Raw genomic sequence first — 26,834 nt, 5'->3', positions numbered from 1 at the left:
GGACGTGACGGGGGAGGTGGCGCGGGTCGCGGTGCGGCGGCTGCGCGCGGAGGGCATGGCGGTCACCGCGGTGGACGCGCTGCGGCTGCGGCGGCGCGTGGCCGACCAGGCAGGGCTGACGGCGGCGCGGCGGGCGGCGAACCTGCGGGGTGCCATCGAGGTGCGGGCGCCCGTGGCCGGGCGGCGCGTCGTCCTCGTGGACGACGTGGTGACCACCGGGGCGTCGCTGTCCGAGGCGGCGCGCGCCCTGCGCGCGGCGGGGGCCGAGGTGGTGGGCGCGGCCACCGTCGCGATGACGCCGCGGCGCCGGGCGTGAAGGGTGACTTTCTTCACGTAAGCGCAAAGGTCGGACAGGTAGTTACCTAGCGTGGCCGGTCTTCCCGGCGGGTGCGCGGCACCCCTGGGCGCCGCGGCCGCGAGGCCCGGCGAGAGGAGAAGAAATTACGCAAACTCACCTGCGGGTCAGGGCGATCTGACCTGCGGGGAAGGGGGGCGCGCAAGCCCCGCGCCCAGGGGGGAACACGGCATATGGCGGCGCCGTGGAGGGCCATCGGGACGCCGCTGAGGCGATCATCGATGACGGACCGTGAGTTTTTCCTCGCCCCACCCCCCTGACATTCGAGGCGTAAGGGGTTAGCGTTCCTGACATGGCACCCGCCCGGGTCCGTGGTTGCGTCGGATCGCAGCGTTCCTCGGGAACGCGGCAGACGATCCGGCTAGCCGATGCCAGGCGCAGGCGAAACGGCCCACGTAAGGCGACTTCTCGTCGACCGATCACGGTGCGCCTTAGAGGTAAGTCCTGCCCCGTCGAGGGATCCGACATCCCCCGAACCGGGAGAAGGGCAGTAGTGGCGAGAGCGCCGCGAGCCCCTCAGCAGGCGGATGTGGGGACGAAGACCAGGTCGGCCGGGCGGGTGCGACCCACCGTGCTGTGGCGCCCGAACCGGGGACGTCAGGGCCCCCGGTCCGGGCGGAGAACGCAACCGGGCGAAGGGGGGAGTCCCGCGTGGACATCACCGTTAGGGGCCGGCACACCGACGTAGGTGACAGGTTCCGCCGGCACGTCGACGGCAAGCTGGCCAAGATCGAGCGGCTCAACCAGAAGGTCATCCGCGTGGATGTGGAGGTGTCGGAGGAGCACAACCCGCGTCTCGCCGACCAGCGCGAGCGAGTGGAGCTGACGATCCGTTCCCGCGGACCGGTGATCCGGGCCGAGGCGGCGGCCGACGACCGGTACGGCGCGCTCGACCTGGCGCTGGACAAGCTGGAGTCGAGGCTCCGCCGCGGCGCCGAGCGCCGCAAGAGCCACGGCGGCAGGGCGCGGGCCAAGCTCGCCACGATGGAACCGGTCCCGGAGCCTCCGCTCCCGGCGCCGGAACCGCCGCGCGCGGCGCGCGCGGAGCACACGGCCGTCCAGGAGCGGCCCGATTCCGAGACCGCGGTCCCGACGGACGAGAACATCGTCCCGATCCCGATGGAGGGCGACGGGCCCGTCGTCGTCCGCGAGAAGTTCCACACGGCGGAAGCGATGGGCATCGAGCAGGCCCTGTTCGAGATGGAGCTCGTCGGGCACGACTTCTACCTGTACCGGGACAAGGCCACCGGCCACCCCTCGGTCGTCTACCGGAGGCGAGGCTGGGACTACGGAGTGATCAGGCTCGTCGAAGAGTGATGAGGTGCTCGCCGAACGTCCGAACCATGTCATGATCTGAAAAGGCGTACAGCCGATCGCGGGCGCGGTGGCCCGGGGCGGCGGGTGCGGCCGAGGCGCCGCCGTCCGCCCGTCCGGGCCACCGTCCCGCGTCGGCGCCCGAAGACGCGCCGGGAACCTCCTCGGGACCCGCGGCAGTTCTCCTGGAGACACCCCACCGAAATCCCCCGGATCCGCCTTCGGACCCCTTAGGTTCCCGAGGACGACACAAAACCGCAGCTTCGATCGGAGGCGACCCCCGACGCTCGATGACGGGACCGGCCCCGGCCCCTCCGGGTCCGCCCGTCCGTCCGGACGCCGCGCCCGGACACCGAGCGCCCGAACAGACCCACCCGGGACGACCCGGGCCCCGCACGTTCACCGGGGGCGACCCCGGACCCCGCACGGTTCCGGCCCCGGAACCGACCCTCCGGTAATCCCAGATCACCCAAAGTGAAAGGGGGAAGCGGCGTCTCCTCCACGCCGCGACTCAGGTGAGCGAGAATCCCGAGGCTCGCAGCTCCGCGGCGGCACCCCGTCGGGCCGGCGCCGGCGCGACTCCTGCCGACCGGGAGGCGGCGCAGCCGGCCGAATCGGCCGACCCGATCCGCGTGCTCATCGTCGACGACCACGCGCTGTTCCGCCGCGGTCTGGAAATGGTCCTCCAGGAGGAGGACGACATCGAGGTCATCGGCGAGGGCGGCGACGGGCACGAGGCCGTCCAGATGGCCGGCGACCTGCTGCCGGACGTCGTCCTGATGGACATCCGCATGCCCCGCCGCAGCGGCATCGAGGCGTGCACCGCGATCAAGGACGCCGCGCCCAGCGCGAAGATCGTCATGCTGACGATCAGCGACGAGGAGGAAGACCTCTTCGAGGCCATCAAGGCCGGGGCCACCGGCTACCTCCTCAAGGAGATCTCCATCGACGAGGTCCCGCAGGCCGTCCGCGCCGTGCACGGGGGGCAGTCGCTGATCAGCCCGTCCATGGCCTCCAAGCTCATCACCGAGTTCGCCTCCCTCGCCAAACGCAGCGAGGAGCGCACCCAGCAGGTCCCCGCGCCCAAGCTCACCGACCGCGAGATGGAGGTCCTGCGCCTCGTCGCCCGCGGCCTCGGCAACCGCGAGATCGCCCGCGAGCTCTTCATCTCCGAGAACACGGTCAAGAACCACGTCCGCAACATCCTGGAGAAGCTGCAGCTCCACTCCCGGATGGAAGCCGTCGTCTACGCCGTCCGGGAGAAGCTCCTGGAGATCACCTGACCGCCCGCCCCGCCCCGCCGCCCGGTCCGGCGATCGGCGGAGACCGGTAAACGGGGTTTGTCGGTGTTGTGGCGTAGCATCGCGGGCGTGGTGGAGCTCAGCGCGGACGAGGCGAGACGGCTGCAGTTGCGCGCCCAGGGACTGCTGGGCGCGCGGGGCAAGGGCGGTGTGCCCGCGGTGCTGCGGCGGCTGGGAGCCGTCCAGCTCGACACGATCTCGGTGCTCGCGAGGTCGCACGAACTGGTGCCCTACGCGCGGCTCGGCGCGGTCGGCCGCGGCCCGGTGGAGACGGCGTTCTGGGGCAACGGCACCCCGACGGCGTTCGAGTACTGGGCGCACGCGGCGTCGGTCCTGCCGCTGGACGACTGGCCGCTGTTCGCGTTCCGGCGCCGCGCGTACGCGCGGCGCGGCTGGCGCTGGCACAAGGTGCCGGCGGGCGTGACCGACGTCGTCCGCGAGCGGCTCCGGACCGACGGGCCGCTCACCACCCGCGAGCTCGGCGGCGCCAAGGCGAGCGCCGAATGGTGGGACTGGAGCGACCAGAAGATCGGCATCGAGTGGCTGCTGGACGTCGGCGAGGTCGTCTGCGTGCGGCGCGTCGGGTGGCGCCGGGTCTACGACCTCGCGGAACGCGCCGTCCCCGCCGACCTGCTCGCCCAGGACCCCGACGACGACGCGTGCCTGACCGGGCTCGTGGCCCGCGCCGGCCGCGCGCTCGGCGTGGCGACCCGCGCCGACCTCGCGGACTACTACCGGATCCGGCAGGACGAGGTCGCCCGCGTCATCGACGCGACCGGGCTCGTGCCCGTCGAGGTGGCCGGGTGGGACCGGCCCGCCTGGGCCGACCCCGCGGCCCTGGACGCCCCGGCGCGCGGGCGGCACGTCACGACGCTGCTGTCGCCGTTCGACTCCCTGGTGTGGGACCGGGCGCGGACGTCCCGCGTGTTCGGGTTCGACCACCGCCTGGAGGCGTACGTGCCGAAGGCCAAGCGGGTCCACGGCTACTTCACGATGCCGCTGCTGGCCGGCGGGCGCCTCATCGGCCGCGTCGACCCCGCCCGCGACGGAAGCACCCTGGTCGCCCGGCAGGCGTCGTTCGAACCGTGGGCCGTCCGGACCGCCGCGCGGGCCGAGGCGTCGGCCGCGGCGCTCGCCGCCGCGCTGTGGCGCGCCGCCGCGTGGGTGGGCTGCGACGACGTCCGGGTGGAGCGCGTCGACGCCGACCCCGCCCTCATCGCCGCCGCCCTGGCCGTCGAGCGCCCCTGACCCGGGCCCGCCCGGAACGCCGGGCGGCGGGCGGGAAGAATCAGCCGTGGGGGGTTTGTTGTGGGTCGGTGGCGACGGGGCGGTCGAGCGCCTCGCCCTGGGGGCCGCCGCGGCGCTTCTCGCTGCGGGAGCCGAAGAGGGAGTAGTCGACGATCTCGGGGATCACCCGCGGGGCGTCCACGACGACGTCGGCGAACAGGTGCACGAAACCGCTGGCGACCAGGCCGAGGACGATGATGCCGACGCCGACCCAGAACATGATCCAGGCGGGACCGATGCAGAGCGCCACGCCGCCGACGACGAAACCGGCGAAGATGATCGACACGGCGAGCCAGGAACCGGGGCGTCCGGCGTGCGAGCCGCTGGCCTTTTCGGACATTGGGGGCCTCCTTCCGTCGTGTGAAAGATCCTCTCCGTGACCCGGCGGATCAAACAGGGCGCAACGATTGCGCCGCGGGAGTGAGCTAGACCATTCTGGGTCTCGCCTACGATGGGCATCGTACGAGTGGTGTGCGTGCCGCCGGGAGCGGTCAACCACGATCTGCAAGGAGCCTTCGAGAGTGCCGCCAGTCATCGACAAGATCCTTCGTGCGGGCGAGGGAAAAACCCTGCGCAAGCTCAAGAAGCTCGCGGATCAGGTCAACTCGATCGAGGAAGACTTCCTCGAGATGAGCGACGCCGAGTTGCGCGAGCTGACCGACAAGTACCGGGAGCGAATCGCCGACGGCGAGAGTCTGGACGACCTGCTCCCCGAGGCGTTCGCGACCGCCCGCGAAGCCGCGAAACGGGTGCTGGGGCAGCGGCACTACGACGTCCAGCTGATGGGCGGCGCCGCGCTGCACCTGGGCAACATCGCCGAGATGAAGACCGGCGAGGGCAAGACCCTGACGTGCGTGCTCCCCGCGTACCTCAACGCGCTCGACGGCAAGGGCGTCCACGTCGTCACGGTGAACGACTACCTCGCCAAGCGCGACGCCGAGTGGATGGGGCGCGTGCACCAGTTCCTGGGGCTCGAGGTCGGTGTCATCCTCCCGCAGATGACGCCGGACGAGCGCCGGGCCGCGTACAACGCCGACATCACCTACGGGACGAACAACGAGTTCGGCTTCGACTACCTGCGCGACAACATGGCGTGGAGCCTGGACGAGTGCGTCCAGCGCGGCCACAACTTCGCGATCGTCGACGAGGTCGACTCGATCCTCATCGACGAGGCCCGGACCCCGCTGATCATCTCGGGTCCGGCGGAGCAGAACTCCAAGTGGTACGCGGAGTTCGCGAAGATCGTCCCGCGGCTGAAGCGCGCCGAGCTGATCAGCACCGCCGGGCAGGTCGACGAGTACGGCCCCGGCGACTACGAGGTGAACGAGAAGAAGCGCACGGTCGGCATCACCGAGTCGGGCGTCGAGAAGGTCGAGGACTACCTCGGCATCGACAACCTGTACGACTCGGTGAACACGCCGCTGGTGAGCTTCCTGAACAACGCGCTGAAGGCCAAGGAGCTGTACAAGCGCGACAAGGACTACGTCGTCATGAACGGCGAGGTCCTGATCGTGGACGAGTTCACCGGCCGGATCCTGCACGGCCGCCGGTACAACGAGGGCATGCACCAGGCCATCGAGGCCAAGGAGGGCGTGTCCATCAAGGACGAGAACCAGACGCTCGCCACGATCACCCTCCAGAACTACTTCCGCCTCTACGAGAAGCTGTCCGGGATGACCGGTACCGCCGAGACCGAGGCGGCGGAGTTCAACAAGACCTACAAGATCGGCGTCGTGCCGATCCCGACGAACAAGCCGATGGTCCGCGAGGACGTCGCGGACGTCGTCTACAAGACCGAGCAGGCCAAGTTCGAGGCCGTGGTCGACGACATCGCGGAGCGGCACGAGAAGGGCCAGCCGGTCCTGGTCGGCACCACGTCGGTGGACAAGTCGGAGCGGCTGAGCAAGATGCTCAAGCGGCGCGGCATCCCGCACCAGGTGCTGAACGCCAAGCACCACGAGCAGGAGTCGGCGATCGTCGCGGAGGCGGGCCGCAAGGGCAGCGTCACCGTCGCGACGAACATGGCGGGCCGCGGCACCGACATCATGCTCGGCGGCAACCCCGACTTCCGCGCCGACCTGGAGCTGCACCAGCGGGGCCTGTCGCCGCTGGAGACGCCCGAGGAGTACGAGACGGCCTGGCCGGAGGCGCTCGAGAAGGCCAAGGAGGCCGTGAAGGGCGAGCACGAGGAGGTCGTCGAGGCGGGCGGCCTGTACGTGCTGGCGACCGAGCGGCACGAGTCGCGGCGGATCGACAACCAGCTCCGCGGCCGGTCCGGCCGGCAGGGCGACCCGGGCGAGTCCCGGTTCTACCTGTCGCTCGAGGACGACCTGATGCGGCTGTTCAACTCGGCCCGCGTCGAGGCGATCATGACGCGGCTGAACATCCCGGACGACGTCCCGATCGAGTCCAAGATCGTGACGAACGCGATCAAGTCGGCGCAGAGCCAGGTCGAGCAGCAGAACTTCGAGATGCGCAAGAACGTCTTGAAGTACGACGAGGTGCTGAACCGGCAGCGCAAGGTCATCTACGCCGAGCGCCGCAAGGTGCTGGAGGGCGAGGACCTGCAGGAGCAGGTCCGCCGGATGATCGACGAGGTCGTCGGCGGCTACGTCGCGGGCGCGACCGGCGACGGCTTCGCCGAGGAGTGGGACCTCGAGAAGCTCTGGAAGGCGTTCAAGCAGCTCTACCCGGTCTCGATGACGGTCGACGAGCTGGTCGAGGACGCCGCGGGCGGCGACATCTCGAACCTGGACGCGGAGACCCTCGCGGAGAAGATCCGCGAGGACGCGCAGCAGGCGTACGAGAAGCGCGAGGAGACGCTCGGCTCCGAGGTCATGCGGGAGCTGGAGCGCCGCGTCGTCCTCTCGGTGCTGGACCGCAAGTGGCGCGAGCACCTCTACGAGATGGACTACCTCCAGGAGGGCATCGGCCTGCGGGCCATGGCGCAGCGCGACCCGCTGGTCGAGTACCAGCGCGAGGGCTACGACATGTTCAACGCGATGCTGGACGGCATCAAGGAGGAGTCGGTCGGCTACCTGTTCAACCTCGAGGTCGAGGTGGAGGAGCAGCCGCAGGCCCCGAAGGTCGGCGCGGAGCCGGTGTCGGTGGCGAAGTCGGCCACGGCGGACACCGCCGAGGACGAGGCCGCGGAGAAGACCGACGACGAGGCCGCGGAGGCGGACGAGGCCGGCGAGTCCCCCGCGATCGTCGCGAAGGGCCTCGGCGAGCCGGACCGTCCGAAGAAGCTGGAGTACTCGGCCCCGACCGTCGACGGTGAGGGCGGCGTCGAGACCCACAGCGAGGAGGCCGACGACCCGTACGCCGGGGTGGGCCGCAACGACCCGTGCCCGTGCAAGTCCGGCAAGAAGTTCAAGCGCTGCCACGGCGACCCGCGCTCGAAGAAGTAGCGGCGCCCACGCGCACGCACGCGGCCCCCGGGTTTTCCCGGGGGCCGCGTGCGTGCCGTCCTAGAACGCGGTGGTCTCGACGGCGGTGCACCGCCACCGGCCGCGCAGGTGCTCCAGCCGCAGTGCCAGCGCGTGGACGCGGCCCGCGACGGCGATGACGGCGCCGGTCTCGGCGGCCGCCGGCGCGGGCCGCTGCAGCCAGGTGGCGAGGACGCGCGGCGGGACGACGCGCCGCGCCGGCGGGGCGACGCGCGGCGGGGCGACGCGCCGTGCCGGCGGGGTCGCGCGGCGGGCGTCCAGGGCGCGGCACACCTCCGGGACGGCGATGAGGGTGAGCCGGGCGGGCGGCCGGATCCCGGCGAGGGTCTCGGCGACCATCAGCACGGCCGTGTCCGCGATCCTGCGCAGTTCGCTCTCGGTGTCGTCGCCGGGCCGGACGACCCGCAGCGGGCTCTCGGCCGCCTGGACGCCGGGGACCCGGGCGAGCGCGAGGGCGCCGTCCGTCCCGGGGGAGTCGCGGTACCGGCTGATGCGGACGATCGCGGGCGCGTCCGGCCGGCGGTCCGCGGCGGTGCGGCGGCTCGGGTTCGGGCGATGGCTCATCGGGGGGACCTCCTGCTCGGGTGCTGCCGAGAAAGGGAGGCGCCGGACACTCCGGTTGATACGCCGTGGCCGGATGCGGTCGGACGCGTATTTTCCGCCCCGGGCGCGCGCACGGCGCGACCTCGCGGCGCGGGTGGTGACGCCCCCGCGCGCGCTCTGCCGCCTGCATGGGGGCGCACGTGAAAAGGGGCGGAGGCGGGGCGCCGGGTGGGCACCCCGCCTCCGCGGGGGTGAGTCCCGATGGGGTGCGGGAGCCGGGACTCGCGGGGCCGGACGGCCGATGGGCCGGCCGTCCGGGGGATGTTTCAGTTGCCGGACGGGGTGTCCGGCGACGAACCGGCGTCGCCGCCACCGCCGCCCGCGTCACCGGACGAGCCGGCGTCGCCTGCCGGGGCGTCGCCCGACGAGCCGCCGTCGTCGGCGACCGCCGTCTGCGTCCCGCCGTCGCCGGCGGGCGCCGCCGCGGCGGCCGCGCCCTTGCGCGCCTTGCCCTTGGGCTTGGCGGCGGCCCCGGCCGTCTCCGGGTCGGCGGCGGGGTCGGCGGCGACCGACTCCTCGCCCTCCGGCTCGCGGCCCGGCGTCGGGATGTTGAACCGCACGATCAGGAACCTGAAGATGACGTAGTACAAGATGAAGTACAGGACGCCCATCCCGATGATGAGCAGCAATCCTTCGGTGTTGTCCTTCCGGGCGTTCAGCAGCAGGTCGATGAGGCCCGCGGAGAAGCCGAACCCGAGTTGCGCCCCGGCGGCCTCCAGGATGGCCATCGAGATGCCGGTCAGGACGACGTGCACGCCGTACAGCAGCGGCGCGACGAACATGAACGCGAACTCGATGGGCTCGGTGACGCCGGTGACGAACGCGGTGAGCGCGGCGGAGATCATGATGCCGCCGACCGCCGGGCGGCGGTGCTTGGGCGCGGCGTGCCACATGGCGAGCGCGGCGCCAGGGAGGCCGAACATGAGCACGGGGAAGAACCCGGCGAGGAAGCCCCCCGCGTCCGGGTCCCCGGCCAGGTACCGGTTGATCTCGCCGTTCGTGACGGAGCCGTCGGCCGCCGTGTACTCGCCGAAGACGAACCAGATCAGCGAGTTCGGGATGTGGTGGAGGCCGAACGGCAGCAGCAGGCGGTTGATGACGCCGTAGACGCCGGCGCCCGCCGCGCCCGCCCCGGTGATCCACTCGCCGAAGTCGGTCAGCCAGCTGCCGAGCAGCGGCCAGACGAACCCGATGAGGATGCCGAGCGCGAGTCCCGCGACGGCGGTGATGATCGGGACGAACCGGCGGCCGCCGAAGAACGCGAGCCAGGTGGGCAGCTTGATCCGGTAGAACCGCTGGTAGAGCAGGGCGGCGACGACGCCCATGAGGATGCCGCCGAGGACGTCGGTCGGGTTCTTGGCGCCCCAGTTGATCACCTCGGCCTGCGCGCCGTCGGTCACCGTGGTGACCAGGACGTTGCCCTTGAGCTCCTCGGTGTGCGAGAACATGATCTTGGACACGCGGTCGAAGACCAGGTAGCCGACCACCGCGGCGAGGGCGGTGGAGCCGTCGGACTTCTTGGCGAAACCGATCGCCACGCCGACGGCGAAGAGCAGGGGCAGCGCGGCGAACAGCGCGTTGCCGCCCTCGCCGACGATCTCGGCGACGCGGTCCCAGCCGAGGCCGTCCGCGCCGAGCATGTCGGCCTGGCCGAAGCGCATCAGCAGCGCGGCGGCGGGCAGGACGGCGATCGGCAGCATGAGGCTGCGGCCGATGCGCTGGAGCACCGCCAGCGCGCTCGACCCTCGGCGTGGCGCCGAGTCCACGGTTGTCGCTGTCATCGGGGGTTCCTCCCTGGGGGTTAGGAGTTCGGCGGGGGGTGTCCGAGGGCCGTGTGGATCTGGTAGCGGTCCGCTCTGTAGGTCGACACGCCCAGTTCGGCGCACACGCCTCCGGTGTAGGAGCGGCGTTGCAGGAGCAGGACGGCGCTGCCCTTGGCGATCTGCAGGTGCCGGGCGTCGGCGGCGTCGGCGAGGCCGGCGTCGATGGTCTGGTCGCCGGCGTCGAAGACGATGCCGTAGACGGCTTCGAGGACGCCGTACAGGGAGCGGTCGGCGAGCCGCCGGTCGAGCAGGTCGGGGGCCAGGGACGCGAGGATGTGGGCGCGTTCGAGGGCCATCGGCTCGCCGTCGGCGGTGCGCAGCCGCTCGATGATGTGGACGGGCGTGCCGGTCTCGACGCCGAAGACGCGGGCGAGGTGCGCGTCGGCGGGGGCGGTGCGGCGGTCGAGGTCGACGGCGCCGGGGCGCAGGCCCCGGGCCAGCATGTCCTCGGTGAACGACACCAGCCGCAGCGGCATCTCGATCTTGGGGCGGGCGACGAACGTGCCCTTGCCGGGGACGCGGTAGAGGCGTCCCTCGGTGACGAGCTGGTCGACCCCCTGCCGGACGGTCATGCGGGACAGCTCGTACCGGGCGCACAGTTCGCGTTCCGAAGGGATGGGGGCGTCCACGGGCAGCTCCGCGCTCTCGATGAGGTCGAGGAGGATCGCGCGGAGCTGGAAGTACTTCGGGACGGGACTGTGCGGATCGATGGTCACGGGGGTCCTCGATGGCCGGAGCCGGATCGATGATCGTCGGAGTGTTCGGCTTTGCGTCGGTTTCGGACTGGTCTAGGCCGGACTAGACCACAAGGACGAAACACGTGTCAATGCACGAAAAGATAACGGGACGATCACGAAGGATCCCGTGCAAGATCGGCGTTCTCGCAGGTCAGCGGGCTCGCTTGGGCGGGGCGTCCGGTCGGGACTCCGGCGGGGTGTCCTCTTCCGGCTCCCGTCCGGGCGTCGGCAGGTCGAACCGCTTGATCACGACATAGAAGATCGCGTAGTAGAGGAAGAAGTACAGCACCCCCGCCCCGATGATCAGCCACAGGTGGCGGGTGTTGCTCTTGGTGGCGTTGAGCAGCAGGTCGATGAGGCCGGCGGAGAAGCTGAACCCGAGCTGGGCGTCGAGGGCGGCGAGCACGCCCATCGAGACGCCGGTCAGCACGACGTGGATCGCGTACAGGACGGGCGCCACGAACATGAACGAGAACTCGATGGGCTCGGTGACGCCGGTGACGAACGCGGTGAGCGCGGCGGAGATCATGATGCCGCCGACCGCGGGGCGGCGGTGCGGGGGCGCGGCCCGCCAGATGGCGAGGGCGGCGCCGGGCAGGCCGAACATCAGCACGGGGAAGAACCCCGCGAGGAACGTCCCCGCGTCCGGGTCGCCCGCGAGGTACCGGTTGATCTCGCCGTGGACGACGTCGCCGTCGGGCTCCCGGTAGGTGCCGAAGACGAACCAGATCAGCGAGTTCAGGATGTGGTGCAGGCCGAACGGCAGCAGCAGGCGGTTCGCGACGCCGTACAGCCCGGCGCCGACGGCGCCCGCGCCGGTGAGCCAGTCGCCGAAGTCGTTGATCCAGCCGCCGAGCGCCGGCCACACGAACCCGAAGACGACGCCGAGCAGCAGCGCGCCGCCCGCGCTGACGATCGGGACGAACCGGCGCCCGCCGAAGAACGCGAGCCACGACGGGAGCTTCACCCGGTAGAACCGCTGGTAGAGCAGCGCGACCATGATCCCCACGACGATGCCGCCGAGGACCTGCGTCGGGTTCTGCAGCCCGTACGCGACGGTCTCCTCCAGCGACCCGTCCTCCTGCTGCACCTTCTGGACGACGGACGCGCGCAGCTCGTCGGTGTGCGCGAACATCACCTTCGAGACGCGGTCGAACACCAGGTAGGCGACGACGGCGGCGAGGGCGGTGGAGCCGTCGGACTTCTTCGCGAACCCGATGGCGACGCCGACGGCGAACAGGATCGCGAGGTTGTCGAGCAGGGCGCCGCCCGCGGCGGCGAACACCTCCGCGACGCGGTCCCAGCCGAGGCCGTCCGCGCCGAGCAGGTCGGGCTGGCCGAGGCGGAGCAGGATGCCGGCGGCGGGCAGGACGGCGATCGGCAGCATGAGGCTGCGCCCGATGCGCTGCAGCACGCCGAACGCCGCCGACCAGGCGCGGCGCACCCCGCCGTCGCCGGAGCCGCCGTCGCCGGTGGCGGTTGCCGTGCTCATGCGCCGATGACCTCCCCGAGCTGGGCCCGATGGGAGGAGTTCGGGCCGACATCTTTAGATGCATCCGATTCGTGCAGTATGGTGCTGACTGGTCTAGTCCGGACTAGACCAGTCGCCGGAGGCGACGACCAGCGATCACCGCGTCACGGAGAGTGCGCAGAGATGTCACTACTGATCACGGCCGAAAGCATGATCACCACCCCTGCCGATGGTCCTACCCGCGTGCTCTCCCCGGGATACGTCCGGGTCGAGAACGGCCTGATCGCGGAGGCGGGCGAGGGCCGCCCGGACGGGACGCCCGACGTCGAGCTGCGCGACGGCCTGCTGGCCCCCGGCCTCGTCGACCTCCAGGTGAACGGCTTCTTCGGGTACGACATGGTCGACGCCGACGAGGACGGCTGGCGGACGGTCGTGTCGCGCCTCCCCGAGACCGGCGTGACGTCGTTCCTCCCCACGTTCATCACCGCGCCCGTCGCGACGCAGGCGGAGGCGCTGCGCCGCGTCCGCGAGCTGCTGCCCCGCCTCCCCGACGGCACCCGCGTCCTGGGCGTCCACCTGGAGGGCCCGTTCCTGTCGGAGAAGCGCAAGGGCGCGCACAACGCCGACTTCATCACCGACCCGGAGCCCGAGGCGATCGCGACGCTCCTCGAGACGGGCCTGGTCAAGCTGGTGACCCTCGCGCCCGAGCGCGCCGGGGCCCTCGACGCGGTCCGCGCGCTCACCGACGCGGGCGTCCTGGTCAGCGTCGGGCACAGCGACGCGACGGCCGAGCAGGTCGCCGCCGCCGCCGACGCGGGCGCCCGCAAGGTCACGCACATCTTCAACGCCCAGTCCGGCGTGCACCACCGCGACCCGGGCGTCGCCGCGCAGGCGCTGGTCGACGACCGGCTCAGCCCCGGGCTCATCCTCGACCTGCACCACGTGTCCGCGACGGCCGCGCGGCTCGTGTTCCGCGCCGCCGCCGGACGGACGGTCCTGGTCACCGACGCGGCGTCGTCCGCCGGGATGCCCCCCGGCACCTACGACCTCGGCGGCGAGCCGATCACCATGCCCGCGGAGGGCCCGCCGCTGCGCGCCGACGGGACGATCGCGGGGTCGGGCCTGCGGCTGGACGACGCGGTCGGCAACGCGGTCGCGATCGGCGTCGACCCGGCCGCGGCCGTGGACGCCGCCACGCGCGTCCCCGCGGACCTGATCGGCCGCGCCGACCTCGGCCGCATCGCCCCCGGGGCGGTCGCGGACCTGGTGCACCTCGGCCCGGACCACCGGGCGCGTACGACCTGGATCAACGGGCAGAAAGTCTTCGGAGGGGATTCATGACCAGCCTCATGCGCGCCGAAATCGGCCAGCAGCCGGACGCGCTGCGCCGGACGATCGACGCGCTGCTGCCCCGCACCGCCGACATCGCGAAGCTGGCGGCGGAAACGCGGCAGGTGCTGTTCATCGCGCGCGGCTCGTCGGACAACGCGGCCGTGTACGGGCGGTACCTGGTGGAGTCGCACGCGGGCCGGCTGGCGACGCTGGCCGCGCCGTCGATCGCGACGACCTACCGGCGGAGGCTGGACCTGTCGGGCGTCCTCGCGGTCGCGATCAGCCAGTCCGGCAAGACCGAGGAGATCGTCGAGACGCTGGAGTGGGCCGCCGCCGGCGGCGCCCGCACCGTGGCGGTCACCAACGGCGAGGGCTCCCCGCTGGCGGAGGCCGCCGAGGTCGCGCTGATCACGCGGGCCGGCGACGAGAAGGCCGTCCCGGCGACCAAGACGTACACGACGCAGCTCGCGGCCCTGTCCGTCCTCGCGCTCGGCCTCGGCGCGGACGTCGCGGAGGACGACCTGCGCCGCGTCCCCGACGAGATCGCGGGGCTGATCGCGGCGACCGAGGCGGCCGAGGCGCTGCCGCGGATCGTGGACGACCTGGCGGGCGTCTCCGGGGCGGTCGTGTCCGGGCGGGGGATCGCGTTCGGCACCGCGCTGGAGCTCGCGCTGAAGATCAAGGAAGCGTGCTACCTGCACGCGATGGGCCTGTCGTACGCGGACCTGCTGCACGGCCCGATCGCGGTCGTGGACGCGCGGACGCCCGCGCTGCTCGTCGCCGCCGACTCCGGCCCCACGCTGCCCGGGACGATCGCGCTCGCCGAGCGCGTGCGGGGCGCGGGGGCGCCCGCGTACGGCGTCGGCGGCGGTGCGGGCCTGGCCGGCGCGTGCACGGCGGCGCTCCCCGGCCCCGCCCTGCCCGAGTGGGTGGCGCCGCTGGGCCTGATCGTCCCCGGCCAGATCCTGGTCGAGAACCTGGCGCGCCGTCTCGGGCTCGACCCGGACGTGCCGCGCGGCCTCAACAAGGTGACTCAGACGACCTGAGCCACCGGCACCCCTGAAGACCCCTTCACCAGAGGGTCCAGCCCACCCCGGACCGAGGAGAGACGACATGGACAAGGCCGAGGCGATCGTCGCCGCGCTGGGCGGCGCCGACAACATCGAGGAGATCGAGCCGTGCGCGACGCGGCTGCGCACTGAGGTCTCCGACCCCGGCAAGGTCGACGAGGCGGCGCTGAAGGCGGCCGGCGCGTTCGGCGTGATGAAGAGCGGCACGGTCGTGCAGGTCGTGGTGGGGCCGGAGGCCGACACGATCGCCAGCGACATCGAGGACATCCTCGACTGACGCGTCCCGGCGAAGGCGGAACGAGCGAGGCTGAACGAACGACAAGGGGCCCCACATGACCCGAGTACTGTCCCCGGTGTCCGGCCGCGCCGTCGGCCTGGCCGGGGTGCCCGACCCGGTGTTCGCGCAGGCGATGGTCGGACCGGGCACCGCGGTCGATCCCGAGCGCGGCCCCGGCCAGGCGATCGCCCCCGTCACCGGGAAGATCGTGAAGATGCACCCCCACGCGTACGTCGTGGTGGACGCAGAGGGCCACGGCGTCCTCGTGCATCTCGGCATCGACACCGTCAAGCTGAAGGGCGAGGGCTTCGAGCTGCTCGCCGCCGAGGGCGACGAGGTGACCGCCGGGCAGCCGCTGGTCGGCTGGAACCCGGCGGTGATCGAGGCGGGCGGCCGCTCCCCGGTCTGCGCCGTGGTGGCGCTGGACGCGGGCGACGGCGCGCTGTCGGACGTCGTGGAGACCGGCGAGGTGGCGAAGGGGGCCGAGCTCTTCACATGGCGGTAGAGATCCCGCTCCGCGCCGCGGTGTTCGACCTGGACGGCACGCTGATCGACAGCGAGCCCCGCAACCGCGTCATGTGGCGGAAGCTGTTCGCGTCGCACGGCGTCCCGCACGACGAGGCGCTGATCGCGTCGTTCGCGGGGCGCCGCGGCCTGGAGGTGCTGACCGACCTGCTGCACCTGTTCCCGGGCCGGACGGCCGAGGAGCTGTTCGAGGAGGCGGTCTCCTACGAGTCGCTGCCCGGGATGCCGCCGCCCGCGCCCGTCGCGGGGGCGGTCGAGCTCGTCCGGTCGCTGGCGGGCGCGGGGCTGCCGCTGGCCGTCGTGACGTCCGGGCAGCGCGGGTACGCCGAGGGGCTGCTGGACTTCCTCGGCATCCGCGACCTGCTGGACATCGTGCTGACCGCCGGGGACGTCGCGACCGGCAAGCCGCACCCGGAGGGGTACCTGGCGGCGGCCCGCGACCTCGGGGTGCCGCCGGGCGAGGCGATCGGCTTCGAGGACGCCCCGGCCGGCGTCGCGGCGGTCAAGGCCGCGGGGATGACCTGCGTCGGCATCACCACGACCCAGCCGGCCGCGGCGCTCGCCGCGGCCGACCACGTGGTCGCCGACCTGGAACGAGTGAACGTCGCGCCGGGGCCCGCGCTGCGCGTGCCGGCCGCCGGCGCGCGAACGTGATGACCGCGCGACCCGAAAGGAACGAGGCGTTCCGGTGAGGAGTGTGCTGTGAGCGAGCGCAATGTGAGGATCGAGTCGAAGGTGGGCCTGCACGCGCGCCCCGCCGCGCTGTTCGTGCAGACCGCGGCGAAGGCCCCCATGAACGTGACCGTCGCCAAGCGCGGCGGCGACCCGGTGAACGCCAAGAGCATCCTCGCGGTGCTGGGCCTGGACGCCCGGCACGGCGAGGAGGTCGTGATCTCCGCCGAGGGGGAGGACGCCGACGCGCTGCTCGACAGCCTGGAGGCGCTCCTGTCCACGCCGGAGCCGGAAGGTGCCTGAGGGCGTGCCCGGCGCGCTGCGGGGCGCGGGCGTCAGCCCGGGTGTCGGGTTCGGCCCGGTCCGCGGCATCGCCGGCGCGGTGCCGGAACCGGACGCCGGGGCGCGGCACGGGGGCGACGCGGAGGCCGAGATCGCGGTCGCCCTCGGCGCGCTCGAAGCCGTCGCCGCCGACCTGGAGGAGCGGGGCGCCCGCGCCGCCGAGGCCGGCAACACCGACGGGCGGGACGTGCTGAACGCGCAGGCGCTCATGGCCCGCGACCCGGGCCTCGCCGACGGCGTCCGCGCCAAGACCGGCGAGGGGACGGCCGCCGCCCGCGCGGTGTTCGAGGCGTTCGGCGTCTACCGGGAGATGCTCGCGGGCGCGGGCGACTACCTCGCCGCCCGCGTCACCGACCTGGACGACATCCGGGACCGGACGATCGCGCGGCTGCTGGGGCTCCCGATGCCGGGGGTGCCGGAGTCGGACGAGCCGTTCGTGCTCGTCGCCCGCGACCTGGCACCCGCCGACACCGCCGTCCTCGACCCCGCGCGGGTCGTCGCGTTCGTGACGGAGGAGGGCGGCCCGACCAGCCACACCGCGATCATCGCCCGGACGATGGGCGTGCCCGCCGTCGTGGCCCTGCCGGGCGCGACGGAGCTGGCCGACGGCACCCCGGTGCTCGTCGACGGCGCCGCGGGCACCGTCCGTCCGGACCCGTCCGACGACGAGGTCGCCGCCGCCCGCGCCGCCGCGGCGGCCCGCGCGTCCGCGCTGGCCGAGTCGTCCGGGCCGGGGGCGACGAAGGACGGGCACCGGGTGCCGCTGCTGGCGAACATCGGCGGCCCGAAGGACGTGGAGGCGGCGGTCGCGAACGGCGCCGAGGGCGTCGGCCTGTACCGCACCGAGTTCCTGTTCCTCGACCGGGCGGCGCCGCCGTCCGACGCCGAGCAGGAGGAGGCGTACCGCAAGGTGCTGGAGGCGTTCCCGGAGGGCCGCGTGGTCGTCCGGACGCTGGACGCCGGCGCCGACAAGCCCCTCGCGTTCCTGCCGCCGCCCGGTGAGGAGCCGAACCCGGCGCTCGGCGAGCGGGGCCTGCGGATGTCGCTGCGGCACCCCGACGTGCTCGCCGCGCAGCTGCGCGCGCTCGCCCGCGCGTCCGCCGGGACGACCGCGAAGCTGCAGGTCATGGCGCCGATGGTGACGGACGCGGCGGAGGCGGCGTTCTTCGCCCGCGAGTGCGGCAAGGCCGGCATCGAGGTCCCCGGCGTCATGATCGAGGTGCCCGCCGCCGCGCTGCGGGCCCGCGACCTGGCGTCCGAGGTCGCGTTCTTCAGCGTCGGCACCAACGACCTGACGCAGTACGCGTGCGCCGCCGACCGGCAGATCGGCGGCCTCGCCCACCTCCAGGACCCGTGGCAGCCCGCCGTCCTCGACCTGGTCGCCCCGGCGGCCGGCGCGGGCGTCCCGTGCGGGGTGTGCGGGGAGGCCGCGGGCGACCCGGCGCTCGCCTGCGTACTGGTCGGGCTCGGCGTGACGTCGCTGTCGATGAGCGCGCCGTCCCTGCCGCTGGTGCGGGCCGCGCTGGCCCGGCACACCCTCGACCAGTGCCGGGAGGCCGCCGCGGCGGCGCGCACCGGGCGCACTGCCGCGCAGGCGCGCGACCTGGCCCGCGGACTCCTCCCCGGACTGGAGGAGCTGGGCATCTGAGGTTCCGCGTGCCGCATGTGCCGCACGTGTTCGGCCGCCGGGGCGCCCGCCCCGGCGGCCGTCGCCGTTCCGGGGCGTCCTAGCCGTAGGCCAGCCCGTGCCCGACCGGCTGCCCGCCGGCCGGGACCGGGAGCTTCCCGGTCGGGTTCGCGGTGCCCGCGAGCACCCGCGCGAGGCCCCGCAGCGACTCCGTCCCGGACGAGTACGCGGCCACCGCGGCGGCGGCGCCGCCCGCCGAGTCCAGGTCGTAGGGGCTGCCGAGCGCGGCCACGACCACCGGCTTCCCGCCGAGCGCCCGCACCCGCGCGGCCGTCGCCGCGCCGGCGTCGTCCGTGGTCAGCACCGTCACGTCCGCCGAGCCGGGCGCCGCCGTCCGGACGCCCTGGGCGCGCAGCGCGCCCGCGAGTGCCTCGGCCTTCGGCCCGGTCACCGCGACCGTCCGCCCCTTCAGCGGCAGCACGCCGCCCTTGTTCGCGACGACCGTGACCGCCCGCTCCGCGACCTGCCGCGCGGTCGCCTCGTGCTGCGGGCCGCCCACGACCGACGCGGCCTTCGCCGGGTCGGCCTGCGCCTGCCCGAACAGCCCGCGGCGCTGCTTGAGCCGCAGGATCCGGGTGACCGACGCGTCCAGCCGCTGCTCGGTGATCTTCCCGGACCGGACGGCTGCCACCACCGCCGCGTGCGCCTCCGGCAGGTCCGGCGGCATCAGGAGCTGGTCGGCGCCCGCCTGGACGGCCCGCACCGCGACGGCCCCGTCGCCGTACTTCGTCCGGACGCCCTCCATCCGCAGCGAGTCGGTCGTGATCACGCCGTCGTAGCCGAGCCGCTCGCGCAGCAGCCCGGTCAGCACGTTCCGCGACAGCGTCGCCGGGTCGCCCGAGCCGTCCAGCTTCGGCACCTCGATGTGCGCCGTCATGATTGCGTCGACCCCGGCGGCGATGGCGGCCTCGAACGGCGGCGCGTCGACCTTCCGCCACGTGTCCGGGTCGTGCCCGATCACCGGGAGGCCCGTGTGGCTGTCGGTCGCGGTGTCGCCGTGGCCCGGGAAGTGCTTGGCGACGGCCGCGACGCCCGCGTCCTGGTAGCCCCGGACGGCCCCGGTCACCATTCGCGACACCCGCGCCGGGTCCGACCCGAACGAGCGGACGCCGATGACGGGGTTGCGCGGGTTCACGTTGACGTCCGCGACGGGCGCGTAGTCGAGGTTGATCCCGACGGCGCGCAGCTCGGCGCCCGTGACGCGCGCCGCGGCGCGGGCCTGCGCCGGGTCGGCCGTCGCGCCCAGCGCCATGTTGCCGGGGAACCGGGTGATGAACGGGGTGCGGGTGACGATGCCCTGCTCCTCGTCCACGCCCAGCACCAGCGGGATCTTCGACGCCTTCTGCAGCGCGTTCGACTGCGCGGCCGTCTCCTCCGGGGAGCCGAAGTTCTCCGGGAAGTAGATCAGCCCGCCCACGTGGTACCGGCGGATCGTGCGCAGCGCGTCGGCGCGGCTCGCGAACGTCGGGACGAACAGCTGCCCGACCTTCTCCTGCACGCTCATCTTCGCGACGTGCCCGGGGATCCAGGCGTCCGGCGGCGGTGCGGACGCGCGCGCCGGCGCGGACGCGTCCGCCCCGCCGCGCCCGTCCGTCCGGCCGTCGCCGTCACTGCACCCGGCCAGCGCCGACGCGCCGAGCGCGAGCGCCGCCGCGAGCGCGAGCGGAATCCGTGGAATGCGCACCTGACCATGCCCCCCGACGTGGTCTGCGGTTCGATCGTCGTCACAGGGTAGCCGCGGCGCGGAGATGCGACGGGACATGGCGGGGAACCCATCAGTTGGGGAGGGGATGCCCCAGCCTACGCAGCGCGAGGCCCGCCGCGCCGACCGCCCCGTCGCCCGCGCTGCGCGGCGCTTCGGCGAACCGGTGCCGCAGCCCGGTGCGGACGGCGTCCGCCACCGGGCCCTCGCGGAGCACCGAGCCGTGCATGACGACGGGCGCGGCCGGGTCCGCGAGCGCGGGCCGCACGGCGTCGACGTCCCGCAGCAGCGACGCGGCGGCCTCCTCGGTGATCCGCTTCGCGACCGGGTCGCCCGCGGCCGCGGCGGCGGCGACGACCGGCCCGAGGCGGCCCAGCGCGGACGCCGGGCGGCCGTAGACCTCTTTGATGATCGCCTGCGCGAGCTGCGGGTTGGGCGGGGTGCCGGGATGCTCCGGGTGCCCGGACGGCCCCGCCGAGCACGGACCGGCCGGCGCCGGGACCGCCTCGTGCACCAGCACGGCCGTCCCGCCGCCCGCCGGGAGCGTCGCGGACTGCGGCGACCCGTGCGGGGTGCACGGCGCCGCGACGCCGTGCGCGGAGTGCGCCATCGCGAGGTGCCGGTGCGGGCGGTGCTGCCGCCGCCGCGCCGCGTCGATCTGCGCGACGACCGACGGGCCGAGCAGCGCGCGCGGCACCGAGTCGGTGAGCAGGGTGGGGGAGCCGCGGCCGTCGTAGGCGGCGAGCGCCGCCCGCACGGCCTCCTTGCCGAGCCACACCGCCGACCCCTCGTCCCCGACGAGGAAGCCGTAGCCGTCCGCGCGCTGCACGATCGTCCCGTCGCTGATCACCGCCGCCCCGGCCCCGGTGCCGGAGAACACGACGATCCCTTTGGAACGGCTGGTCCCGGCGGCGAACGCCACCGCGATGTCGGTCACCACCGCGGGGGAGCCGCGCAGGCCCAGGGCCTGCCAGGCGCGCCGGGCGGCCGTCACCGCCGCGGGCCGCCCGGCGGAGCCGGCGCCGGCGATCCCGAAGACGCCGGTGAGCACGTGGGTGCGGTCCAGGTCTCCGAGCGCCTCGCTCAGGGCGGTGCGCAGCGCCCCGGCGGTGTCTCCACCGGAGTTGGGGTTGGCCCCGGGGCCGGTGCCGGAACCGGCCAAGGCTCCCCCGAGGGTCAGTACGACACAGCGGGTCTTCGTGCCACCCGCGTCTATACCGACCACATACGGACCGGCCAAATGGGTCAACACATGGCGAACCGTAGCCTTTTCTACCGTTGACGCGACAATGTGAGCGTAAGAAACTTTCTTGCATGAGGAAACCCATCGGACCCGAGCCGGGGGGCACGGGGGCGGCGCCCGGTGCACCCGGGGACGAGGCGCCGGGCAAGGACCCGACGCCGCTCAGCACGGTGGTGCGGGTGCGCTCGCTGCTGCCCTCGCTGCCCCCCGCCGAGCGACGCGTCGCGCAACGCGTCATCGACGACCCGGAAGGGGTCGCCAATTCCACCATCACCGAACTCGCGCAGAACTGCGGCACGTCCGAGACGACCGTCATCCGGTTCTGCCGCGCGATCGGGTTCCACGGCTACCCGGAACTGCGGCTCACCCTCGCCACCGAGGCGGGACGGGCGCAGACGGCCAGCGGCGGGCGGGTCATCGGCAGCGACATCAGCCCGGACGACTCGCTGGAGCAGATCGTCGAGAAGGTCACCTTCGCCGACGCCCGAGCCGTGGAGGAGACCGCCTCCCAGCTCGACATCAAGATGCTGGAGCAGGTCGTCGACGCCGTCGTCGCCGCCGACCGCGTCGACGTCTACGGGGTGGGCGCCAGCGCGTTCGTCGCGGCCGACTTCCAGCAGAAGCTGCACCGCATCGGCCGGGTCTGCTCCGCGTGGGCGGACGCCCACATCATGCTGACCAGCGCGGCCGTCCTCGGCAGCGGCGACGTCGCCATCGGCATCTCGCACACCGGCGCGACGGTCGAGACCATCGACGCACTGGAGGTCGCCAAGAGCAACGGCGTCACGACCGTGGCGCTGACCAACTTCCCCAAATCACCCATCGCGGAGGTGGCCGACCTGATCCTCACCACGGCGGCAAGGGAGACGACCTTCCGCTCCGGCGCCACCGCCAGCCGGCTGGCGCAGCTCACGGTGGTCGACTGCGTCTTCGTCGGAGTGGCGCAGCGCACCTACGGGCCGACCCGCAAGGCCCTCGAAGCCACGTACGAGGCGGTCCGCGGCCGGACCGTGCGACCCGACCGGAGGCGTCGGTGATCGATTGCGAGCTCCCCACCGAGGGACGGAACCCCCGCACCCTCGACGTCGACACGCTGCCGACCATGGAGGTGCTGCGCCTGATCAACTCCGAGGACGCGACGGTGCCGATGGTGGTGGCGTCCGTCCTCCCCGAGGTCGCCCGGCTGGTCGACCTCGCCGTCGTCTCGCTGCGCGCGGGCGGACGCGTCCACTACTTCGGCGCCGGCACCTCGGGCCGGCTCGCGGTGATCGACGCCGCCGAGCTGCCCCCGACGTTCGGCATCTGGGGCCGCGTCGTGGCCCACCACGCCGGCGGGCCCGGGGCGCTGTCCCAGGCCATCTCCGACGTGGAGGACGACGCCGAGCTCGGCACCCGGGACGCCCGGGACGTCCAGCCCGGCGACATCGCCATCGGGATCGCGGCGAGCGGCCGCACCCCCTACGTCGTCGGCGCGCTGCGCGCGTCCGCCGCCGTCGGGGCGCGCACCGCGCTGATCAGCTGCAACCCGCACACCCCCTACGGCGACGAGGTCGAGGTGCACATCGGCCTCGCCACCGGCCCGGAGGTGATCAGCGGCTCCACCCGGATGAAGGCGGGCACCGCCACCAAGCTGGTGCTGAACAGCTTCTCCACCACGCTCATGATCAGGATGGGGCGCACCTACTCCAACCTGATGATCAGCGTGAACGCGCTGAACGCCAAGCTGCGCGCCCGCCTCGTCCGCATCCTCACCGAGGCGACCGGCATGGACGCCCGGACCTGCGAGAACGCGCTGGCCGAGGCGGGCGGCAACACCCGCGTGGCCCTCGTCTCCCTCCTCGGCGAGGTGCCCGCCGCGCGCGCCACGCTCGTCCTGGAGGAGACCGACGGCGGCGTCCGGGAGGCGCTGCAACGACTGAGATCCGCCTGACCCCACCGATTCCCGCGTGACCAGGACGGCTCGGGCCCGGCCCGGCCGCGAGCCGCCCCGGAGCATGCGGTCATCCCCGCACTGGCCGCGTGCTCACTTCTCGTACCGACGGAGCTCTTGCCTGGCGACGGTCCGGACGTGCACCTCGTCCGGGCCGTCGAAGATCCGCATGGCGCGCAGCCAGGTGTACATGCTCGCGAGCGGCGTGTCGTCGGAGACCCCGGCGCCGCCGTGCACCTGGATCGCCCGGTCGACGACCTCGTGGGCGATGCGCGGCACCACCACCTTGATCGCCGCGATCTCCGACCGGGCGCCCTTCGCGCCCGCCCGGTCGATCAGCCACGCCGTCTTCAGCGTCAGCAGCCGCGCCTGCTCGATCGCCATCCGCGACTCGGCGATCTGCTCCCGCACGACCCCCTGCTTCGCGAGCGGAGCGCCGAACGCCACCCGGTCCACCGCGCGCCGGCACATCAGCTCCAGCGCGCGCTCCGCCATCCCGAGCGCCCGCATGCAGTGGTGGATCCGGCCGGGACCCAGCCGCGCCTGGGCGATCATGAACCCGTCGCCCTCCTCCGCGAGGAGGTTCGACGCCGGCACCCGCACGTCCTCGAACAGGATCTCCGAGTGCCCGTGCTGGTCCTGGTAGCCGAACACCGGCAGGTGCCGAAGGATCGTGACGCCCGGGGTGTCGCGCGGCACGAGGATCTGCGACTGCTGCCGGTGCGGGGCGCCGTCCGGGTCCGTCTTGCCCATGACCACGAAGATCTTGCAGCGCTCGTCGGCCGCGCCGGTGATGAACCACTTGCGGCCGTTGATCACGTACTCGTCGCCGTCCCGGACGATCGAGGTCGTGATGTTCGTGGCGTCCGACGAGGCCACCGCGGGTTCGGTCATCGCGAACGCGCTGCGGATCTCGCCGTTCAGCAGGGGCTCCAGCCAGTCCTTCTTCTGCCGCTCGGTGCCGAACATGTGCAGGACTTCCATGTTCCCGGTGTCCGGCGCGGCGCAGTTGACCGCCTCCGGCGCGAGGTCGGGGGACCGCCCCGTCAGCTCCGCCAGCGTCGCGTACTCGACGTTCGAGAGGCCGGAGATGTCGGGCAGGAACAGGTTCCACAGCCCCCGCTCCCGCGCCTCGGCCTTCAGTTCCTCGACCACCGGCGGCAGCGCGTGCGGATCGTTCGCCGCACGCCACTCCGCGTAGACGGGCTCGGCCGGATAGACCCGCTCGTCCATGAACTCCTGGAGTCTGTCCCGGTACTCCCGAGCCTTCGCGCTGAGTTCGAAGTCCATGCCCGCAGTCTTGCAGAACGCCATTCGGTCCTTCCTTCCGCCCACCCCCCACGAAATCCGGCCCGACGCGGGTAGGGACGGGCCATGCCGAATCCCCACTGGCAGACCTTCCTCGTCGCGGCCCCCTTGATGGCGCTCACCCCTGGCGCCAACCAGGTCCTCTCGCTGCGCAACGCGCTCCAGCAGGGCCCCGCGAACGCGATCGCGGCACTCATGGCTTACGCGGGAGTCGGCGGCGCCCTCACCTCGCGCAGCCTGACGGCGCGGGTGAGGCGCCTTCTCGACCGCGCGACCGGCTGCACCATGCTCGCGGTCGCGGCGTGGCCGGCGTCCACCCGGCCCTGAGCCCGGTAGAACCGGATTCGGGCATCGCCTACTATCGCCTCGTGACCGTCAAAGCCGTAATCACCGACTGGGGCGGCGTCCTCACCTCCCCCCTGAACGACGCGATCGCCACGTGGCTCGCCGCCGACCGCATCGACGCCGAGCGCTACCGCACGGTGATGCGCGCCTGGGTCAAGCAGGCGTACGACGGCGGCGGCGTCAACCCGATCCACGGACTCGAGGACGGCACCCTCGACCCCGCCGAGTTCGAGCGGCTCCTCGCCGCCGAACTGCTCACCGTCGAGGGCGGACCGGTCGCCGCCGCCGGACTGATCGCCCGCATGTTCGGCGCGTTCTCCCCGGTCGAGCCCATGTACGAGGCCCTGCGCGCCGCCCGCGCCGCCGGGGCCCGCACCGCCCTCCTGTCCAACTCCTGGGGCAACGAGTACCCCCGCGACCTCTTCGCCGACCTGTTCGACGCCGTCGTCATCTCGTGCGAGGTCGGCATGCGCAAGCCCGACGAGCGCATCTTCCGCCACGCGCTCGACCTCCTCGGCCTCGACGCCGCCGAGTGCGTCTTCATCGACGACATCGAGCACAACATCGCGGCCGCCGAGGCCCTCGGCATCCGCGGCATCCTGCACACCGACCCCGAGGCGACCATCGCCGAACTCCGCGGGCTGGACCTCCTGCCGTGAGCCCCCGCCGGTGCGTCCCGCGAGGGCGCCCGGCGGGCATCTGGCAGACTGGTCGACCGTCATGCGCGTCTACCTGCCCAGCACGCTCGCACTCCTCGCCGGCGTCCACGCATCCCGGGAGATCGGCCCCGCACCGCTCGCCGCGCACGCGGTGACGCCCGCGCTCCGCGAGTGGTACGCGGGCGGCGACACCGAAGAGCTCGAGTACGCGGCCCTCACCGCCGCCGCCCGCGCGTCCCTGCGGCTCCTCGCCGCCGACCCGTCCGCCCCGCGCCGCCGCGTCGTGCTGGCCGCCGAGATGCCCGACCGGGTCGTCGAGCAGGCCCGCGGCGACGCGGCCCTCGACGACGACGATCCGTCGCTCGTCCGGCTGGCGTCGCCCGTACCGTGGAAGAAGATCGCGTCCGGGCACGTCGACGACGCGGACGCCGAGGCCGACATCGCCGCCGCCGTCGAAGCCCTCCCGGCCGCCGACACCGGGGACGACGATGCCGCCTTCACCGTCGACGGCGCCGAAGGCCACGAACTCCTCTGGTACGCCACCCAGGAACTCCAACACCTCCTCTGACGCCCCGGCCGCCGCCGAGGCCGTGTCCGCGGAAGATCAGCCCGTGCGGAGCGCGCGCAGCCGGTGGTGCAGCGCGGCGCGAGCACTTTCGGCGGTGTGCCGCCCCAGAAGCAGCTGGATGTATCGTCCACGGCGCCAACGGCAACGCCTACGCGTTCGCGCCGCTGGCCGCCGCCCTCGCCGAGGCGGGTCACCGCGCGATGGCGGCGGACCTGCCCGGCCACGGCCCGGAAGGCGCTGGCCGCCGGGTACAGCGACGCGGCCTTCCTCGCGGTTCGAGCCGGACGAGTCGGCGGCCGTCTCCACCGACGCCGCCCGCGGCCATCCGCGGACCTGGGGCCGCATCCCGCGCACCTACGTCCGCTACACCGCCGACCGGGCCGTCCCCCCGGCCCCCCAGGACCGCATGCTCGCCGAAGCGGACGCGGCCACCCCGTCCGACCCCTTCACCGTCCGCTCGATCGCCGCGCCTCACCTCGGCCCCGAGGACCCCCGCGACCTCGCCGCCGTCCTCGTCCGAAGCCTCTAGGCCCCGGCCCCCAGGACCGGCGAGGGTCAGGCGGGGTACCGGGTGGCCTCGTCGACCTTCATGATGTCGCCGTCGGCGATCACCTGGGGCTTGGGCGGGACCTCCTGGACGGCGACCAGGTCTTCCAGGGGGGTGCGCGGCGGCAGAGCCCGCCACCGCCCGTCCGACGCCTTCTCGCCGTGCTGCTTCTGCTCGCTCATACCGCCATCATGCGGCCTCCGGCGCCTTTTGGACACCGCCGCCGGACCATGAACCCACACCGGTTGCGAAGGGGACTGCGGGGGCCGGGCGGAACGGGTGCGGGG

27 protein-coding genes are annotated in these 26,834 nt (G+C 73.3%); 18 read left to right on the top strand and 9 right to left on the bottom strand.

The window, feature by feature from the left end:
* The 4 genes from DMH08_RS26030 to DMH08_RS26015 form a co-directional block, all read left to right on the top strand.
* Positions 1-316, top strand: a 316-nt coding sequence (locus tag DMH08_RS26030; protein WP_267898575.1) for a phosphoribosyltransferase family protein, incomplete at its 5' end; no start/stop codon positions are given.
* A 690-nt stretch (positions 317-1,006) separates the two neighbouring features.
* Entirely contained in the window at positions 1,007-1,672 is a 666-nt protein-coding gene (gene hpf, locus DMH08_RS26025; protein WP_026403030.1) for a ribosome hibernation-promoting factor, HPF/YfiA family, read from the top strand.
* Positions 1,673-2,301: 629 nt separating this feature from the next.
* Positions 2,302-2,952, top strand: coding sequence for a response regulator transcription factor (locus DMH08_RS26020; RefSeq protein ID WP_267898574.1), 651 nt, complete (start codon positions 2,302-2,304; stop codon positions 2,950-2,952).
* Between the two features lie 87 nt (positions 2,953-3,039).
* Positions 3,040-4,218, top strand: coding sequence for a winged helix-turn-helix domain-containing protein (locus DMH08_RS26015; RefSeq protein WP_125618382.1), 1,179 nt, complete (start codon positions 3,040-3,042; stop codon positions 4,216-4,218).
* A gap of 40 nt (positions 4,219-4,258) precedes the next feature.
* Here the strand turns inward: DMH08_RS26015 and DMH08_RS26010 are convergent, their stop codons facing one another.
* Positions 4,259-4,597 (bottom strand): HGxxPAAW family protein, encoded by a 339-nt coding sequence (locus DMH08_RS26010; RefSeq protein WP_125618380.1) that lies wholly within the window; start codon positions 4,595-4,597, stop codon positions 4,259-4,261.
* A gap of 181 nt (positions 4,598-4,778) precedes the next feature.
* Here DMH08_RS26010 and secA point away from each other — a divergent pair, with 181 nt between their 5' ends.
* Positions 4,779-7,667, top strand: a complete 2,889-nt coding sequence (gene secA / locus DMH08_RS26005; RefSeq protein ID WP_125618378.1) for a preprotein translocase subunit SecA — start codon at positions 4,779-4,781, stop codon at positions 7,665-7,667.
* 60 nt (positions 7,668-7,727) lie between these two features.
* Here secA and DMH08_RS26000 read toward each other — a convergent pair whose 3' ends face one another.
* The 4 genes from DMH08_RS26000 to DMH08_RS25985 form a co-directional block, all read right to left on the bottom strand.
* Positions 7,728-8,270: an Rv3235 family protein gene (locus DMH08_RS26000; protein ID WP_125618376.1), complete on the bottom strand. Its 543-nt coding sequence runs from the start codon at positions 8,268-8,270 to the stop codon at positions 7,728-7,730.
* A 305-nt stretch (positions 8,271-8,575) separates the two neighbouring features.
* A complete protein-coding gene (locus DMH08_RS25995; protein WP_125618374.1) occupies positions 8,576-10,090 on the bottom strand; it encodes a PTS transporter subunit EIIC in 1,515 nt (504 codons plus the stop codon).
* Positions 10,091-10,110: 20 nt separating this feature from the next.
* Positions 10,111-10,848, bottom strand: a complete 738-nt coding sequence (locus DMH08_RS25990; protein ID WP_125618372.1) for a GntR family transcriptional regulator — start codon at positions 10,846-10,848, stop codon at positions 10,111-10,113.
* A gap of 172 nt (positions 10,849-11,020) precedes the next feature.
* Complete coding sequence (locus DMH08_RS25985; protein ID WP_125618370.1) at positions 11,021-12,361, bottom strand: PTS transporter subunit EIIC; 1,341 nt, start codon at positions 12,359-12,361, stop codon at positions 11,021-11,023.
* Between the two features lie 222 nt (positions 12,362-12,583).
* Between DMH08_RS25985 and nagA the strand changes: the two genes are divergently transcribed.
* The 7 genes from nagA (at position 12,584) to ptsP (ending at position 18,206) form a co-directional block, all read left to right on the top strand.
* Positions 12,584-13,681: an N-acetylglucosamine-6-phosphate deacetylase gene (gene nagA / locus DMH08_RS25980; protein WP_233617812.1), complete on the top strand. Its 1,098-nt coding sequence runs from the start codon at positions 12,584-12,586 to the stop codon at positions 13,679-13,681.
* Complete coding sequence (locus tag DMH08_RS25975) at positions 13,678-14,718, top strand: SIS domain-containing protein (RefSeq protein WP_125618367.1); 1,041 nt, start codon at positions 13,678-13,680, stop codon at positions 14,716-14,718. The genes nagA and DMH08_RS25975 overlap by 4 nt, the downstream gene beginning before the upstream one ends.
* 67 nt (positions 14,719-14,785) lie before the next feature.
* On the top strand, positions 14,786-15,019 hold the full coding sequence (locus DMH08_RS25970; protein ID WP_026403037.1) for a glucose PTS transporter subunit EIIB: 234 nt from the start codon (positions 14,786-14,788) through the stop codon (positions 15,017-15,019).
* Between the two features lie 55 nt (positions 15,020-15,074).
* Positions 15,075-15,524: a PTS sugar transporter subunit IIA gene (locus DMH08_RS25965; RefSeq protein WP_026403038.1), complete on the top strand. Its 450-nt coding sequence runs from the start codon at positions 15,075-15,077 to the stop codon at positions 15,522-15,524.
* A complete protein-coding gene (locus DMH08_RS25960; protein WP_125618365.1) occupies positions 15,515-16,198 on the top strand; it encodes an HAD family hydrolase in 684 nt (227 codons plus the stop codon). Before DMH08_RS25965 ends, DMH08_RS25960 begins: the two co-directional genes overlap by 10 nt.
* A gap of 48 nt (positions 16,199-16,246) precedes the next feature.
* Positions 16,247-16,519, top strand: a complete 273-nt coding sequence (locus DMH08_RS25955; RefSeq protein WP_026403039.1) for an HPr family phosphocarrier protein — start codon at positions 16,247-16,249, stop codon at positions 16,517-16,519.
* Positions 16,512-18,206, top strand: coding sequence for a phosphoenolpyruvate--protein phosphotransferase (ptsP, locus tag DMH08_RS25950; protein WP_199748017.1), 1,695 nt, complete (start codon positions 16,512-16,514; stop codon positions 18,204-18,206). The genes DMH08_RS25955 and ptsP overlap by 8 nt, the downstream gene beginning before the upstream one ends.
* Positions 18,207-18,285: 79 nt before the next feature.
* Here ptsP and DMH08_RS25945 read toward each other — a convergent pair whose 3' ends face one another.
* Both DMH08_RS25945 and DMH08_RS25940 read right to left on the bottom strand, forming a co-directional pair.
* On the bottom strand, positions 18,286-19,929 hold the full coding sequence (locus DMH08_RS25945; protein ID WP_233617811.1) for a glycoside hydrolase family 3 protein: 1,644 nt from the start codon (positions 19,927-19,929) through the stop codon (positions 18,286-18,288).
* 91 nt (positions 19,930-20,020) lie between these two features.
* Entirely contained in the window at positions 20,021-21,109 is a 1,089-nt protein-coding gene (locus tag DMH08_RS25940; protein ID WP_233617810.1) for a BadF/BadG/BcrA/BcrD ATPase family protein, read from the bottom strand.
* Between the two features lie 152 nt (positions 21,110-21,261).
* Between DMH08_RS25940 and DMH08_RS25935 the strand changes: the two genes are divergently transcribed.
* Positions 21,262-22,227: a MurR/RpiR family transcriptional regulator gene (locus DMH08_RS25935; RefSeq protein WP_026403043.1), complete on the top strand. Its 966-nt coding sequence runs from the start codon at positions 21,262-21,264 to the stop codon at positions 22,225-22,227.
* Positions 22,224-23,120, top strand: coding sequence for an N-acetylmuramic acid 6-phosphate etherase (locus DMH08_RS25930; protein ID WP_034518384.1), 897 nt, complete (start codon positions 22,224-22,226; stop codon positions 23,118-23,120). Before DMH08_RS25935 ends, DMH08_RS25930 begins: the two co-directional genes overlap by 4 nt.
* Before the next feature lie 93 nt (positions 23,121-23,213).
* Here the strand turns inward: DMH08_RS25930 and DMH08_RS25925 are convergent, their stop codons facing one another.
* Positions 23,214-24,410: an acyl-CoA dehydrogenase family protein gene (locus tag DMH08_RS25925; protein ID WP_125618360.1), complete on the bottom strand. Its 1,197-nt coding sequence runs from the start codon at positions 24,408-24,410 to the stop codon at positions 23,214-23,216.
* An 84-nt stretch (positions 24,411-24,494) separates the two neighbouring features.
* Between DMH08_RS25925 and DMH08_RS25920 the strand changes: the two genes are divergently transcribed.
* The 4 genes from DMH08_RS25920 to DMH08_RS42470 all read left to right on the top strand — a co-directional run bounded on the left by DMH08_RS25920 (position 24,495) and on the right by DMH08_RS42470 (position 26,529).
* Entirely contained in the window at positions 24,495-24,755 is a 261-nt protein-coding gene (locus DMH08_RS25920) for a hypothetical protein (RefSeq protein ID WP_125618358.1), read from the top strand.
* 41 nt (positions 24,756-24,796) lie between these two features.
* Positions 24,797-25,432 (top strand): HAD family hydrolase, encoded by a 636-nt coding sequence (locus DMH08_RS25915; protein ID WP_125618356.1) that lies wholly within the window; start codon positions 24,797-24,799, stop codon positions 25,430-25,432.
* A gap of 61 nt (positions 25,433-25,493) precedes the next feature.
* Entirely contained in the window at positions 25,494-26,000 is a 507-nt protein-coding gene (locus DMH08_RS25910; protein WP_125618383.1) for a DUF6912 family protein, read from the top strand.
* Positions 26,001-26,406: 406 nt separating this feature from the next.
* A complete protein-coding gene (locus DMH08_RS42470) occupies positions 26,407-26,529 on the top strand; it encodes a hypothetical protein (RefSeq protein ID WP_267898573.1) in 123 nt (40 codons plus the stop codon).
* A 26-nt stretch (positions 26,530-26,555) separates the two neighbouring features.
* On the opposite strand, the gene DMH08_RS40350 is transcribed toward DMH08_RS42470, so the two are convergent.
* A complete protein-coding gene (locus DMH08_RS40350) occupies positions 26,556-26,729 on the bottom strand; it encodes a hypothetical protein (RefSeq protein ID WP_158642403.1) in 174 nt (57 codons plus the stop codon).
* Positions 26,730-26,834: the final 105 nt, after the last annotated feature.

It is taken from the genome of Actinomadura sp. WAC 06369, from assembly GCF_003947565.1.
In the GTDB taxonomy this organism is placed as follows: Bacteria; Actinomycetota; Actinomycetes; order Streptosporangiales; family Streptosporangiaceae; genus Spirillospora; species Spirillospora rifamycini.
Note: the sequence above shows the minus strand (reverse complement) of the source record. Positions and strands in the feature narration are given on the sequence as shown.